Consider the following 14,422-nt stretch of genomic DNA (forward strand, 5'->3'; position numbering starts at 1 on the left):
GGGGTGTCGCCGTGCGCCGGGAAGTCTTCACCGCCGATCACGAGGCGTTCAGGGAACTGGTCAGGGACGTCGTCGCCAAGGAGGTCGTGCCGCACTACACGGAGTGGGAGAAGGCGGGCCGGCTGCCCCGGTCGTTCTTCGAACGGCTCGGCGGGCTGGGCCTGTTGGGCATGGCGATCCCCGAGGAGTACGGGGGCGGCGGACAGCCCGACTACCGCTACAACGTCGTCCTCCAGGAGGAGGCGGCCCGCGCGCTCGTCACCCTGGGCACGGTCCGCACCCAACTCGACGTCGTCCTCCCCTACTTCCTCACCTACGCCAACCCCGAGCAGCGCCGCCGCTGGTTCCCGGGCCTGGCCGCCGGACGCCTCCTGACGGCGATCGCGATGACCGAACCCGGCACCGGATCCGACCTCGCGGGCATCCGTACGACCGCCCGACGCGACGGCGACACCTACGTGTTGGACGGGGCGAAGACCTTCATCACCGGCGGGCTCCTCGCCGACCTCGTCATCGTCGTCGCCCGCACCGGCACCGACCCCGGCGACCGGCGTGCGGGGCTCACGCTGCTCGTCGTCGAGGACGGCATGCCGGGCTTCACGCGCGGCCGGGTCCTGGAGAAGCTCGGCATCAAGACGCAGGACACGGTCGAGCTGTCCTTCGACGAGGTCCGGGTGCCGGTCGCGAACCGGCTCGGTGAAGAGGGCGCCGCCTTCGGCTACTTGGGCCACAACCTGCCCCAGGAGCGGATGACGGTCGCCGTCGGCTCGGTCGCGCAGACACGCGCCGCCCTCGACACCACCGTCGACTACGTCAAGGAGCGCCGGGTGTTCGGGAACCCGGTCGCCTCCTTCCAGAACACCAAGTTCGAACTCGCCTCCGTCGCCACCGAGTTGGCTGCGGCGGAGGCGCTCCTCGACCGGGCCGTCCTCGACCTCGTCGACGGCCGCCTCTCCGGTGCGGACGCGGCGAAGGTCAAGCTGTTCTGCACGGAGGTCCAGGCTCGCGCCGTCGACCGATGCCTTCAGCTCTTCGGCGGATACGGCTACATGCTGGAGTACCCGATCGCCCGGCTGTACGCGGACGCCCGGATCACCCGCATCTACGCGGGCACCAGCGAGGTCATGAAGGTCATCGTCGCCAAGTCCCTCGGATTGTGAGCACGTTCATGGACGACTTCTCGCACAGGCCCGGCGTCGCGTTCGTCGCGGGTGGCACGGGCGCGATCGGCGCGGCGGTCGTAGAGATGCTGGCCGAACGCGGCAGCCGCGTGATCCTCACCTACCGCAGCGACCAGTCGAAGGCCGAGGCACTCGTCAAGGAACTCGGCACTCAAGTCAGCGCGGTACAGCTCGACCTGACCGACGAGGAGGCCACGGCACGCACGGTCACCGCCCAGCCCGTACACACCCTCGTCTACGCGTCCGGCCCCCACGTCCCCATGACCCACCTCAGCAAGGTCACCCCGTCCCAGTACCGCGCCCAACTCGAAGGCGACGCCGTCGCGTTCTTCAACCTCGTACAGCCCGCGCTCCCACAACTCCGGGAGACCGAAGGCAACATCGTGGCCGTGACGACGGTCGCGACCCGCCGCTACCCGGTGCGCGACGGCCTGTCGTCCGGTGCGAAGGGTGCCGTCGAGGCCCTCGCCCGCGCGCTGGCCGCCGAGGAGGGCCGGTACGGCGTCCGCGTGAACTGCGTCGCGCCCGGCATGCTCAGCGACGGCATCGCGGGCCGTCTCATCAGCACCGGCGAGCTGGACGAGGCGGCGCTCGCGGTGACCCGGCGCAACATCCCACTGCGCCGGTTCGGCGCGGCGCGGGACGTCGCGGAGGCGGTCGCGTTCCTCGCCTCGGACCGCGCCGGGTTCGTCACCGGTCAGGCGCTCGGCGTGGACGGCGGCTACAGCGTCTGAAAGGTCACGGCGCCTGGACGGTCACAGTGTCTGACCGGCGTTCTCGAACCAGGCGGGCCCGTCCGCCGCCTGCGCCTGCTTGATCCGGGCGACCGCGAACTCCGGGAGTCCGGGCGGCAGTTCGTCGACGCCGAACCAACCGACCTCCAGCGACTCGTCGTCGTTGACACGCGCCTCGCCGCCGGTCGCCCGGCAGCGGATCGTGATGTCCATGAACTGGACGACGTCGCCGTTGGGGTAGGTGTGCTCCTCCAACGCCTGGACGAGCACGACGCGTTCGGCGACGCAGCGCACCGCCGTCTCCTCGTACACCTCCCGCACGGCACACACCGCGGGCTGCTCACCGGGGTCGGGGATGCCGCCGACGACCGACCACTCTCCGGTGTCCGAGCGGCGCCCGAGCAGCACCCGGCCCTCGTCGTCGAAGACGACGGCGGTGACGCCGGGGAGCCAGAGGAGTTGGTGTCCGGCCGTGGCCCGGATCGCGCGGATGAAGTCAGGAGTTGCCATGCTCCGACCCTAACCGGCCGATCTTGGTGGACCGGCCGCTGCCGGACGACGTACGCCGGACGGACAGCCGCAGTTCAGCGGCACGCCGGGCGCGCACTACCCCACGCCCAGTACGCCGAGCGCACCCCCCCCTTCCGGGCGCCCCCCAGCGCGCCCGCCGCGTACGACTACGCCTCCCCCGCGCGCCGGGCGCGCAGCCCCGAGCCGATCGCCCACCCGAGCCCCCCGGCGGCGACGAGCACGAGCAGCATCTCGGGCAGGATCCCCAGCTTCGTCGCGGGCGTCTCGGAGGACCGCAGCGGCACCTTCTGGACGAGCGAGTCGGCGACGAACATGCCGGTCTTCTGGGTGATCCGCCCGTCCGGCATGATGATCGCGCTGACGCCGCTGGTGACCGGGACGACGACCGTGCGGCTGTGCTCCACCGCGCGCACGCGGGACATCGCGAGCTGCTGGTAGGTCATCTCGCTGCGGTCGAAGGTGGCGTTGTTGCTGGGCACGGAGATGAGCTGCGCGCCGTGGGTGACGGTGTCGCGGACGGCCCAGTCGAACGCGGCCTCGTAGCAGGTGGCGATGCCGACCTTCGTGCCCTTGATGGTGAACACGCCGGGCTTGGTGCCGCGGCTGAAGCTCGATGCCATCGCGGTCCAGTTCGAGTTGATCGCCGAGACGAGGCCCTGGAGCGGCATGTACTCGCCGAACGGCTGGATCTGCCGCTTGTCGTAGGTCTGTGTGGGCCCCTTCTCGGGGTCCCAGAGGATCTGCTCGTTGAACCACTTCCCGTCGCGCTGCACGACGCTGCCGACGGAGACGGGTGCGCCGATGGCGCGGACCGCCCGGTCGATGACGGCGGTGGCGTCGGCGTCCGTGAAGGGGTTGACGTCGGAGGAGTTCTCCGGCCACAGCACGAAGTCGGGCCGGGCGACCTTCCCGGCCTTGACCTCGGCGGCCAGCCGCTCGGTCTCGCGCGCGTGGTAGTCCAGTACGGCCCGCCGCTGGGCGTTGAACTCCAGGCCGAGGCGGGGCACGTTGCCCTGGATCGCGGCGACCGTGACCGTGCCGTCCTCGGCCTTGTCGCTGACCAGGGGGCGGGCGGCGAGCGCGCCGACGACGGGGACGGCGACGCTCAGCAGTGCGGCGGCCGCGGCCGGACGCGTCACCGCGCGCGCGAGACGGCGTTCCTGGACGAGGCGGACGACCTCGTAGAGGCCGAACCCGCACAGGGCGACCCCGAAGCCCAGGACCGGCGTCCCGCCGACCGCCGCGAGCGGCAGGAACACCCCGTCGGCCTGCCCGAACGCGATCTTCCCCCAGGGGAAGCCGCTGAACGGCTCGCGCGCGCGGGCCGCCTCCCCGGCGGTCCACAGGGCCGCCGCCCACACCGGTGAGCCGGGCAGCCGGGACACGGCGGCGACGCCGACGCCGACCAGGCCGACGAAGAGGGCCTCGATCGCCGCGAGGGCGAGCCAGGGCAGCGGGCCGACCTCGACGCCGGTCCACTTGAGCAGCGGGACGAGGAAGCCGAGGCCGAAGAGGTAGCCGAGGCCGAAGGCGGCCTTCCACGTGCGCCCGCGCAGGACCCAGCCGAACGCGGCGAACGCGGGCAGCGCGAGCCACCACAGGGTGCGGGGCGGGAAGCTGACGTAGAGCAGCACTCCGGAGAGCACGGCGACGACGGCCGGGAGGAACCGCAGGAAGCGGCGCCCGCGCGCGGGGGGCGCGGCCTCGGGTTCCAGCTGTCCTGAGGGCCCTGCGGGGGGTGCGGTGACGGTCACTCGGGGAGTGTACGGCGGGTGACCTTTTGGCCGACAGTTCGGCCGGCGCACCTCACAGCTTCACGGGCCTACACGGGTCATCCACAAATTCCCGTCCAGCCGTTACGGTGTGGCCAGCTCCGACGGGCGGCCGGTGGGGGACGCGCGTGCGGGGTGGACACGGTCCGGGGGGCTGGGTGGGATCAGCGGGGACGTCCAGGGCCGGCGACGGCGCGGACGGTGACAGACGAAACGTTTCGGACGCGCTCGGCATGGCGGTGCTCGCGGCGTGCGCCGGGTGGGCGCTGGTGTCGGCGGGCGCGAACGACGGGCGGGCCGAGGGCATGCTGCTCGCGGTGCTGGCCGTCGCCGCCGGGTACGCGGCGGGCCGGATGTCGGGCGCGCTGCTGCCGGTCGCCGCGCCCTGTGCCGCCGCGCTCGGGGGGCTGGTGCTGACGGTGGCGGCGCCCGAGCTGTCGCCGGGGCCGGAGAGCGCGGCGCCGCTGGGGCGTGCGGGGGCCGAGGCGGCCGTCCTGACGCTCGTGGCGGGTCTCGCGTGCTGCGCGGCGTGGGCGACGCCCGTCGGGGCGCTGCGGCCCGTCCTGCGGCTCCTGGCGGCCGTCGCGGCGGTCACCGGGGCCGTGCTCGGCTCGGTCGCGGCGGTGGTGACGTGCTGCGGGGTCCTGCTGGCCTCCCTGGCGGCGGGGCGTGCGAGCCGGGGCGCGGGCGTCGCGGGGCTGGGGGTGGCGACGGCGCTGCTGTCGGCGCTGGCCTGGGCAATCGCGGCGGGCGCTGCGCGCGGGGGCCTCGCCGAGGCGCTCTCCGGTCAGCTCACGCCCCGCCGGCTCGCCCTGTGGCGCGAGGCCCTGCACCTCGCGGAGACCCATCCGGCGCTCGGCACGGGCCCGGGGAGTTTCGCCGAGCTGAGCGCGACGGCCGCCGAGTCGCCGCTCTCCGACGGCCGCCCCCACTCGGCGCCCCTCCAGCTCGCCGCCGAACAGGGCGTCGGCGGCGTCCTGCTGCTGGCCGTCGCCTTCGCCTGGCTCCTGCACGCCCTGTGGCGCTCCCCCCGCCCCACTCCGATCGTCCTCACTGCGGGCGCGAGCCTCACCGCCCTCGCGGCGCTCGCCCTGGTGGGCAACGTCCTGAGCTTCACGACGGTCTCGGCGGGCGCGGGCCTCCTGGCGGGCATCGCGACGGCGAGACCCCTGCCGCAGGAGGCGCCGGGGCCGGGCGGGGTGGTGCGGACCTACGAGGACGACGTGGCGGGCTGAGCCTCCCCGCGCGCGCTCACGGCTCCGTCAGTGCGCCGCCCCCGGCGCGGCCGGCCGCAGCCGGTCCCTGATGACGCGTACGGCGGCCTCCGCGTCGTCCACGGTGATGGTGAACGTGTGCCCGTCCCACAGCCGCAGCACGACGCCCTCGCCCCGGCGGACGACGACGGCGGTGCCCTTCTCGGGCCGCCACCGGTAGCCCCAGCCGCCCCAGTGGCGCGGCGTGACGTGGGGGTCGAAGTCGGCGTCGGCGACCTGCGCGAGGGGGATGCGGCGGCGCGGCAGGCCCATGTGCCCGCAGCGCACTTCGAGGCTGTCGCGGTCGACCTTGAGGGCGACGTGGAGGAAGGCGAGGGTGCCGAAGAGGACGAGGAGTCCGGCGGCGATGCAGCCGACCACGGACATGGCGAGCGGCGCGACCCCGGACGTCCACGCGGAGTCCACGGCCAGTTCGATGCCGAGCGCCAGGCAGGCGGCGCCCGCGAGCGCGGGCAGCCACTGGAACCGGTTCGTGGCCCGTCCGGTCCACACGTCCGGGTGCGGGGTCTGCTCGTCGTGCTCGTCTCGGGGGTGGTCCCTCATGCCTACGAGGTTACCCAGGTTTCGCCGCGCGGGTAGCTCGTCGCGAAGAGTGACTGGTCCGGGTGGGTCACACCTCAGGAGGCGACGGTCGCGACCGGCAGCGAGCGCCCTTCCGCGTAGGCGAAGGCGGCGTCCGGCAGGACGCCCTCGCGTCCGTTGAGGAGCACGGTGAGGCCGCCGGTGGCGGGGGTGCCGGGGGCCGGCGGGGCGCCGATGCGGCGCAGCGCCTGGGCGGCGACGGCGTCGGCGGAGGCGTGCAGGACGAGCGGGGGGCGGCCGGGCCGCTGGAGGGCCGTACGGATGCGTTCGGCGAGGAGTTCGTAATGGGTGCACCCCAGGACGACGGTCGTCACCTCGTCCGGGGTGAGCGCGGCGGCGGCGGTGAGCGCGGCCTCGATGGCGGGTTCGTCGGCGTGTTCGACGGCTTCGGCCAGTCCCCAGCAGGGCACTTCGGCGACGCCGACGCCGCCCGCGAAGTCGCGGATGAGGCCGCGCTGGTAGGGGCTGCCGGTGGTGGCGGGGGTGGCCCAGATGGCGACGGGGCCGCCGAGGGCGGCGGCGGGCTTGATCGCGGGGACGGTGCCGACGACGGGGATGCCGGGCTCCAGGCGCGCGCGCAGGGCGGGCAGGGCGTGCACGGTGGCGGTGTTGCAGCCGACGATCAGCGCGTCCGGCGCGTGCGCGGCTGCGGCCTCGGCGACGGCGAGCGCGCGCGTGGTGACGTCCTCGGGGGTGCGCGGGCCCCAGGGCATCCCCTCGGGGTCGAAGGAGAGGACGAGATCGGCGTCGGGCCGCAGTCGCCGTACCGCCGCGGTGGCCGCCAGCAGGCCGATTCCGGAGTCCATGAGCGCGATCTTCACCCGGCCACGATAGACGATGGCCCGTTGACAGCCCGGGCCGTGGGGCACACTGCGCTGGTGAGCGCCTTCGTGTGGATCGCCGCCCTGTCCCTCGTCTCCTGGCTGTGGCTGCTGCTGTTCCAGGGCTTCTTCTGGCGCACGGACGTGCGTCTGCCGCCCGCCCCCGAGGACCTGGCCGACTGGCCGGACGTGTGTGTGGTCGTCCCCGCGCGTGACGAGGCCGCCGTGCTGCCGCTGAGCCTGCCCTCGCTGCTGGCGCAGGACTATCCGGGGCGGGCGGAGGTCTTCCTGGTCGACGACGGCAGCACGGACGGCACCGGCGACCTCGCGCGCGCACTGGCCGAGCGCTGCGGCGGCCTCCCGCTGACGGTGTCCTCGCCGGGCGAGCCGCCGGCCGGCTGGACGGGCAAGCTGTGGGCCGTGCGGCACGGTGTCGCGCTGGCCCGCGCGCGGGAGCCCGAGTTCCTGCTTCTGACGGACGCCGACATCGCGCACGCGCGCGGCAGCCTGCGCCGCCTGGTGGCGTCCGCGCGCGCGGGGGACTACGACCTGGTGTCCCAGATGGCGCGGCTGCGGGTGGAGAGCCTGTGGGAGCGGCTGGTGGTACCCGCTTTCGTGTACTTCTTCGCGCAGCTCTACCCGTTCCGCCGGATCGCCCGCAGGGGTGCGCGTACGGCCGCGGCGGCGGGCGGCTGTGTCCTGCTGCGCACGGAGGCGGCGGAGCGGGCGCGGATCCCGGACGCCGTGCGGCAGGCCGTGATCGACGACGTCGCCGTCGCGCGGGCGGTGAAGAGGAGCGGCGGGCACATCTGGCTGGGGCTCGCCGAGCACGTCGACAGCGTGCGCCCGTACCCGCGTCTGCACGACCTGTGGCGCATGGTCTCGCGCAGTGCCTACGCCCAGTTGCGGCACAGCCCTCTGCTGCTCGCCGGGACCGTCCTGGGGCTGGCGCTGGTGTATCTGGTGCCGCCGCTGGCCCTGGTCGCGGGCCTCGCGGCGGGGAGCGTGCCGGTGGCCCTGCCGGGCGGCCTGGCGTGGGCGGTGATGACGGCGACGTACGCTCCGATGGTCCGCTACTACCGTGAGCCCCTGTGGGCGGCGTTCCTGCTGCCGTTCACGGCGTCGCTGTACCTGTTGATGACGGTGGACTCGGCGGTGCAGCACTACCGGGGGCGGGGAGCGGCGTGGAAGGGGCGGACTTATGCGCGGCCGGAAGCGGTCCCGGAAGCCGCTCAGGAAGCCGTCCCCGACGAAACTTGATTACTCAAGGAAAGGGCTTTCTACGCTAATTCGCCGCCGCACCTTCACTTCCCGTCCGGCTTCACTTCCCGACCGGGTTCACTTCCTGCCCGGCGTCCAGTTCATGCCCCAGCCATAAGCGCGGTCGACGGTCCGCTGCGGACTCACCCCGCGTTCCGGGACCAGATACCGGGCCTCCCTGCGGACGACGAGATCGCCCCCGGTGTTGGTGATCAGCGCGAGCGCGCACACCGGTGACGCGACCGTGCACTCGTCGAGCGAGAAGTCGACCGGCGCACCGTGCTGCGGGCGCAGGGTGACCGTCGCGTGCAGGTCGGCGAAGGACCGCGCGCCCGCGTAGATGGTCACGAAGACCAGGACGCGCCGCAGGTCGGCGATGTGGTCGAGGTTGACGGTGAGGTTCTCGCCGGCCGCGACGGCGCCGGTGCGGTCGTCGCCGTCGAGGTGGATGTACGGGGGCCGCTCCAGCGCGCCGAAGGCGTTGCCGAGGGCCTGGACGACGCCCTTGCGGCCGTCGGCGAGTTCGTACAGGGCGCACAGGTCGAGGTCGAGGCCGGTGTGCGCGGAGCCGGTGCGGGACTGCCAGTTGAGGTTGACGCGCAGGGCGCCCGAGGTGCCGCCCTGTTTGGTGAGCGAGACGGACGGGGCGGACTTGGTGAGGGTGACTTTGGTGAGCCGTACGGGAGGGGCGGTGTGCTGGGGTTCGTCGACGGTGATGCCGTAGTCGGTCGCGAGGCCCTCCAGGCCGCTGTCGTAGCCCTGGCCGACCGCGCGGAACTTCCAGGCGCCCTGGCGGCGGTACAGCTCGCCGAGGACGAACGCGGTCTCCACGCTCGCGCCGGCGGGGTCGAAGCGGGCGACGACCGTCCCGCGCGCGGCGTCGCGGACCTCGACGTACAGCCCGGGGACGCGTCCGAAGGGGCCGCCGTCGGCGGAGGCGGCGAGCAGGACGGTCTCGACGTCGGGCTCCACGCGCGCGAGGTCGACGAGCAGGGTGTCGGTGACGAGGTCCCCGGAGGTGTGCTTGCCCTCGTGGCGAACGGTCCCGGACGCGTGCGCGGGCTGGTTGTAGAACACGAAGTCGTCGTCGGAGCGCACCTTTCCGCCGACGAGGAGCAGGGCGGAGGCGTCGACGTCGGGGACGCCGGGACCCGAGCGGCGTCCGCACTCGATCCTGAGCGCCGTCGTGGGCACCGGGACGTTCGCTCCCTTGGACAGCGACGACATCGGCACGCGCCCCCTTTCAACTCCCGCCGCAGGGACGGGAACACGGTCGTTCGGCCCCCGGAAACCCTGCCGGAACTTGCTCTTTACACAATTCCAACCCGCATTGTCGCCCCTTTTTCCCACGTTCGCTCGTATTGGGGATCCAAAGCCACTCCCGACGCGGAAAACAACCCGCATACCCGTCTCCCCAACCGGCTCTTCGTGGGCTTACCTTAGGTGCCATGACCTCCCCCCGCTCCACCTATGGTGGCGGCTACTACTCGTCCGCCTCCTTCCCGGACACCCCGATCTACGACTCCCTCGTGGCCGAGCGCGGGACTCCGCAGATCGCCCCGATCCGGGTCCCGGCCGCCTACGACGTGCCGAGCGTGCCGAGTATGCCGAACATGCAGGGTATGCAGGGCGGCAACCTGCCCGCGCTGCCGTCGGCGCTCCCCGCCCTCCCGGCGGGCCCCTCGCAGGCGCCCTACGGCTATCCGCAGGCCCAGCAGCCCGCTCCGCTCCAGCAGGCCCCGGCGGCGTACGTCCCGCCGCAGGGCGGCATGCAGCGCGGGTACCCGCAGGCGCCGATGCAGCCCCAGCCGGGCCAGATGGGCGGGGGCACGATGGGCGGCCCGATGGGTGCTCCCTTGGGCGCGAACCCGATGGCGGGCGGTACGGGCTACGAGGCGATGCGCCCGGCGGCCCCGCGCCCGAACCCGGCCCCCTACCAGCAGGACCCGTACGCCAACCAGCAGCAGTACCGCGGCTACTAGACCCCGGGTCCGTCCCCTGCCGCCTGGCAGGATTGATCCATGGGGAATGCGGAACTGCTGTCGGTCCACGTCCATCCGGTGAAGGCGTTCCGGGGGGTGAGCCCCCGGGATGTCGTCGTGGAGCCCTGGGGGCCGGCCGGGGACCGGCGGTGGGCGCTGGTCGACGACGGGGGGAAGGTCGTCACGCAGCGCCAGAGACCGCGTCTGGCGCTCGCCGCCGCCGAGCCGTTGCCCGGTGGCGGCGTTCTGCTGTCCGCGCCCGGACTCGCGCCGCTGGAGGTCGCGGTGCCCGAGCCCGCGCAGACGGTCGTCGTGGAGATCTTCCGCGACAAGGTGGAGGGGGTCCTCGCCGACGCCCGCGCGCACGCGTGGTGCAGCGCGTTCCTCGGCGCGGACGTGCGCCTGGTGCACATGGTCGACCCGGCGAACCGCCGCCCGGTCGACCCCGTGTACGCGCTCCCGGGCGAGACGGTCGGCTTCGCGGACGGCTATCCGCTGCTCGCCACGACGACTGCCTCGCTGGACGCCCTCAACTCCCTGATCGCCCAGGGCGAGCACGCGGCGGAGGGCCCGCTGCCGATGAACCGTTTCCGCCCGAACGTGGTGATCGGCGGCACCGAACCGTGGGCCGAGGACGACTGGTCGCGCCTGACGATCGGCGAGGTCGCCTTCCGGGCCGCGAAGAAGTGCGGCCGGTGCGTGGTCACCACCACCGACCAGGCCACCGCCGAACGCGGCCGGGAGCCGCTGCACACCCTCGGCAGGCACCGCCGCATCGACGGCAGGCTGGTCTTCGGCCAGAACCTGGTGCCCCTGACCCGCGGCGTGATCCGGGTCGGCGACCCGGTGCGGATCCTGGACTGAGCCCGCGCCGGAATTTCCTCCTTCGTCCCGGGAACCACCGGCCCGACCTCGGGCGTTGACGCTTCGTGAGAAGTTCATGAGAGACCTCCGGCCGTCCCCGGGAGAGCCCGTGCGCAGGTGATTTCGCTCTCTCTTCGACCGGGATCGAGGATGAACGGCGGGCTCGGGGGTTAAGACGGAGCGGGAAGGGGGTGCGAGGCGGTGCGAGCGATCCGTGGACTGTGGCGCTGGCGGCACAACCCGGTGCGCCGTACGACGGACCTGGTCGAGGCGTGGGTGGCGGCGGGCGCCCTGCTGCTGGTGCTGGTCGTCGCGCCGGTGGCGGGCATGATCGTCGGCTCTTTCGTGGAGGACGCCCTCCTGAGGTCGGTGCGCGATCAGGCGAGCACCCGGTTCGAGACGACGGCGACGGTCGTGAAGGAGCTGAAGGGCTCCGCGTTCGTGACGGACCCGGAGGCCGTCTCCAGCCGGGAGGCGCGCAGCCGCGTGGAGGCCGACTGGACCGCCCCGGACGGCAGTTCGCACCACGGCCCGGTGACGGCCGCCCTGGACACCCCGCACCCGGGCGACCGGTTCTCGCTGTGGACCGACGGCGAGGGCCGCCCGATGAGCCGCCCGCTGGATGTGGCGACGGCGAAGACCCACGCGGTGCTGGCCGGGCTGGGCGCCGCCCTGTGCGCGGCGGGCCTGGTCGAGGGCGCGCGCCGGGCCGTCGTGTGGAGCATGGTCCGGCGCCGTTACGCCCGCTGGGACCAGGCATGGGACCGCGCGGGCCCGGACTGGGGCCGTACCGGCACCGGCAGTTGAGGCGGGTGCGCCGCACGCCTCGCCGGTGGTCAACTCACCACCCGCGCGCACGCTACGGTGGACCAGCCGACCTTCTTCGGCATCGACCCGCGTATCACGAGGTGGGGGCACAGCATCGTCATGGCACAGGGCACGGTCCAGGTGACGCACACCGGCACATCGAGGTGGCGGCGCCGCACGGGTGAGTACGCGTCGCTCGCCGCCGCCCTGGAGGCCGCGGCCGACGGGGACGTCCTCACCGTCGCCCCCGGCACCTACCGGGAGAACCTCGTCCTGGAGCGCGCGGTGACCCTGCGCGGCCCCGAAGGTGCCCCCGGCTCGGTGCGGATCGCCCCCGTGGACGGTGTGCCGCTGACGGTGCGCGCCTCCGCCGTCGTCCAGGACCTGCACGTCGAGGGCCAGGACGCGACGTCGCCCGCGCTGCTGGTCGAGGAGGGCACGCCGGAGCTGCTGGACGTGCGGGTCGCGACGCGCTCGGCGGCCGGCATCGAGGTGCGCGGCGGCGCCCGGCCGACGGTCCGCCGGTGCACGGTCGACAACCCGGCGGGGATCGGGATCGCCGTCCTCGACGGGGGCGGCGGGGTCTTCGAGGAGTGCGAGGTGCTCGCCGCCGGACAGGCGGGGGTCGCCGTACGCGGGGGCGCGCACCCGCGTCTGGAGCGCTCCCGCGTGCACCACGCCTCCGGTACGGGCGTCAGCGTGACGGGCGACAACTCGGCGCTGGAGGCGGTGGGCTGCGAGATCTACGAGGTGCGCGGCAGCGGCGTCCAGGTCACCGCGCGCGCCACCGCGCACTTCACGGACTGCGACGTCCACCGCACCACCGCCGACGGTGTCACCCTCGACACGGACGCGGTGCTCACCCTCGCGGACTGCCGGATCCACGACATCCCGGAGAACGCGGTGGACCTGCGTTCGCGCAGTGTCCTGACGCTGACCCGCACCTCGGTGCGGCAGTTCGGGCGCAACGGCCTGTCGGTGTGGGACCCGGGCACCCGGGTGGACGCCAACCAGTGCGAGATCTTCGACAGCACCGGCGACTACCCGGCGGTGTGGGTGAGCGACGGCGCGACGGCCGTCCTGGACTCCTGCCGCGTCCACGACGTGCCGGACGCCCTGTTCGTCCTCGACCGGGGTTCGCGCGCGGACGTCGTCGACAGCGACCTCACGCAGGTCCGCAACACGGCCGTCTCGGTGAGCGACGGAGCGACCGCGCAGCTCGACGACTGCCGCATCCGCGAGGCCGCGACGGGCGCCTGGTTCCGCGACCACGGCAGCGGCGGCACGCTCAACAACTGCACGGTGGACTCGGTCCAGACCGGCGTGATCGTCACGAAGGGCGCCGACCCGACGGTCGAGCGGTGCACGGTCGACTCCCCCGCCGAGGCCGGGTTCTACGTGTCGGCGGGCGGCCGGGGCTCCTTCGTCGGCTGCAAGGTCACCGGCAGCGGCGGCTACGGCTTCCACGTGATAGACGGCAGCCGCACGACCCTGCGCAAGTGCCGTACGGAGCGGTGCGCGCGCGGGGGTTACGAGTTCGCGGAGGCACCCGACTCGGCGCCCGGTTCGGGGCCGCTGGTCGAGGACTGCACGAGCGACGAGAGCGGCGGGGTGCGCAACCCCGCGACCGCCGCGCCCGCTTCGGCGTTCGCGCCGCGCGAGACGGCCGTGCAGACCGCCACCCACACCCCGGGGCTGTTGAGCGCGGTGCCGGATCAGCGGCCGGTCGCCGCGGTGGAGCCGTCGGTGTCCGAGCGGACGATGGAGATCAAGGCGCCGAAGGACGTCCTGTCCGAACTCGACTCGCTGGTGGGCCTGGACAGCGTCAAGCGCGAGGTGCGCGCCCTGATCGACATGATCGAGGTCGGGCGGCGCCGGCAGCGCGCGGGCCTCAAGGCGGCGTCCGTGAAACGGCACTTGGTGTTCACGGGCTCCCCCGGTACCGGCAAGACGACGGTCGCGCGCCTGTACGGGGAGATCCTCGCCGCGCTGGACGTCCTGGAGAAGGGGCACCTGGTCGAGGTGTCCCGGGTCGACCTGGTCGGCGAGCACATCGGGTCGACGGCGATCCGCACGCAGGAGGCGTTCGAACGGGCGCGGGGCGGCGTCCTGTTCATCGACGAGGCGTACGCGCTCTCGCCGGAGGACGCGGGGCGTGACTTCGGCAAGGAGGCCATCGACACGCTGGTGAAGCTGATGGAGGACCACCGCGACGCGGTCGTGGTGATCGTCGCCGGGTACACCGCCGAGATGGAGCGCTTCCTCGCCGTCAACCCCGGTGTGGCGTCCCGTTTCTCACGGACCATCACCTTCGGCGACTACGGCCCGGAGGAGCTGCTGAGGATCGTGGAGCAGCAGACCGACGAGCACGAGTACCGGCTCGCGGGCGGCGCCCCCGAGGCGCTCCTCAAGTACTTCGCCGCGATCCCCAAGGGCCCCGCGTTCGGCAACGGCCGTACCGCGCGCCAGACGTTCGAGGCGATGGTGGAGCGCCACGCGAGCCGGATCGCGCAGGTCCTGGAGCCCAGCACGGACGAACTGACCCTGCTGTACGCGGTGGACCTGCCCGAACTGCCGTAAACCGCAGGCGAGTTCGTACGGGGGTTAGCCCCAC

At 73.4% G+C, this 14,422-nt stretch carries 13 protein-coding genes; 8 read left to right on the forward strand and 5 right to left on the reverse strand.

Annotation, left to right across the window (positions count from 1 at the left end; genetic code table 11):
- Window positions 1-11: 11 nt before the first annotated feature.
- Both ACLZOT_RS16865 and ACLZOT_RS16870 read left to right on the forward strand, forming a co-directional pair.
- Window positions 12-1,160, forward strand: coding sequence for an acyl-CoA dehydrogenase family protein (locus ACLZOT_RS16865; protein ID WP_416969728.1), 1,149 nt, complete (start codon window positions 12-14; stop codon window positions 1,158-1,160).
- 8 nt (window positions 1,161-1,168) lie between these two features.
- Window positions 1,169-1,915 (forward strand): SDR family NAD(P)-dependent oxidoreductase, encoded by a 747-nt coding sequence (locus ACLZOT_RS16870; RefSeq protein WP_416969813.1) that lies wholly within the window; start codon window positions 1,169-1,171, stop codon window positions 1,913-1,915.
- A gap of 21 nt (window positions 1,916-1,936) precedes the next feature.
- Here the strand turns inward: ACLZOT_RS16870 and ACLZOT_RS16875 are convergent, their stop codons facing one another.
- A complete protein-coding gene (locus tag ACLZOT_RS16875) occupies window positions 1,937-2,425 on the reverse strand; it encodes an NUDIX hydrolase (RefSeq protein WP_416969729.1) in 489 nt (162 codons plus the stop codon).
- 167 nt (window positions 2,426-2,592) lie between these two features.
- Window positions 2,593-4,200 (reverse strand): apolipoprotein N-acyltransferase, encoded by a 1,608-nt coding sequence (gene lnt / locus ACLZOT_RS16880; protein WP_416969730.1) that lies wholly within the window; start codon window positions 4,198-4,200, stop codon window positions 2,593-2,595.
- A gap of 251 nt (window positions 4,201-4,451) precedes the next feature.
- Between lnt and ACLZOT_RS16885 the strand changes: the two genes are divergently transcribed.
- A complete protein-coding gene (locus tag ACLZOT_RS16885; protein WP_416969731.1) occupies window positions 4,452-5,453 on the forward strand; it encodes an O-antigen ligase family protein in 1,002 nt (333 codons plus the stop codon).
- Between the two features lie 27 nt (window positions 5,454-5,480).
- Here ACLZOT_RS16885 and ACLZOT_RS16890 read toward each other — a convergent pair whose 3' ends face one another.
- Both ACLZOT_RS16890 and ACLZOT_RS16895 read right to left on the reverse strand, forming a co-directional pair.
- A complete protein-coding gene (locus tag ACLZOT_RS16890) occupies window positions 5,481-6,035 on the reverse strand; it encodes a hypothetical protein (RefSeq protein ID WP_416969732.1) in 555 nt (184 codons plus the stop codon).
- Window positions 6,036-6,109: 74 nt separating this feature from the next.
- On the reverse strand, window positions 6,110-6,895 hold the full coding sequence (locus ACLZOT_RS16895; protein ID WP_416969733.1) for a glutamate racemase: 786 nt from the start codon (window positions 6,893-6,895) through the stop codon (window positions 6,110-6,112).
- Window positions 6,896-6,952: 57 nt separating this feature from the next.
- Between ACLZOT_RS16895 and ACLZOT_RS16900 the strand changes: the two genes are divergently transcribed.
- Entirely contained in the window at window positions 6,953-8,155 is a 1,203-nt protein-coding gene (locus ACLZOT_RS16900) for a glycosyltransferase (protein WP_416969734.1), read from the forward strand.
- Between the two features lie 78 nt (window positions 8,156-8,233).
- On the opposite strand, the gene ACLZOT_RS16905 is transcribed toward ACLZOT_RS16900, so the two are convergent.
- The gene (locus ACLZOT_RS16905; RefSeq protein WP_416969735.1) at window positions 8,234-9,382 is read right to left on the reverse strand and encodes a TerD family protein; all 1,149 of its coding nucleotides are present in this window, start codon (window positions 9,380-9,382) and stop codon (window positions 8,234-8,236) included.
- 221 nt (window positions 9,383-9,603) lie between these two features.
- Between ACLZOT_RS16905 and ACLZOT_RS16910 the strand changes: the two genes are divergently transcribed.
- From ACLZOT_RS16910 to ACLZOT_RS16925, 4 genes are all read left to right on the forward strand, one after another.
- Complete coding sequence (locus tag ACLZOT_RS16910) at window positions 9,604-10,137, forward strand: DUF6643 family protein (protein WP_416969736.1); 534 nt, start codon at window positions 9,604-9,606, stop codon at window positions 10,135-10,137.
- A 39-nt stretch (window positions 10,138-10,176) separates the two neighbouring features.
- Window positions 10,177-11,001 carry an MOSC domain-containing protein gene (locus ACLZOT_RS16915; RefSeq protein ID WP_416969737.1) on the forward strand — a complete coding sequence of 275 codons (825 nt, stop codon included), beginning with the start codon at window positions 10,177-10,179 and terminating at the stop codon, window positions 10,999-11,001.
- Window positions 11,002-11,202: 201 nt separating this feature from the next.
- A complete protein-coding gene (locus ACLZOT_RS16920; RefSeq protein ID WP_416969738.1) occupies window positions 11,203-11,808 on the forward strand; it encodes a hypothetical protein in 606 nt (201 codons plus the stop codon).
- 120 nt (window positions 11,809-11,928) lie between these two features.
- Window positions 11,929-14,388, forward strand: coding sequence for a right-handed parallel beta-helix repeat-containing protein (locus ACLZOT_RS16925; protein ID WP_416969814.1), 2,460 nt, complete (start codon window positions 11,929-11,931; stop codon window positions 14,386-14,388).
- Window positions 14,389-14,422: the final 34 nt, after the last annotated feature.

It is taken from the genome of Streptomyces sp. 4F14, assembly GCF_048159485.1.
Taxonomy (GTDB): Bacteria; Actinomycetota; Actinomycetes; order Streptomycetales; family Streptomycetaceae; genus Streptomyces.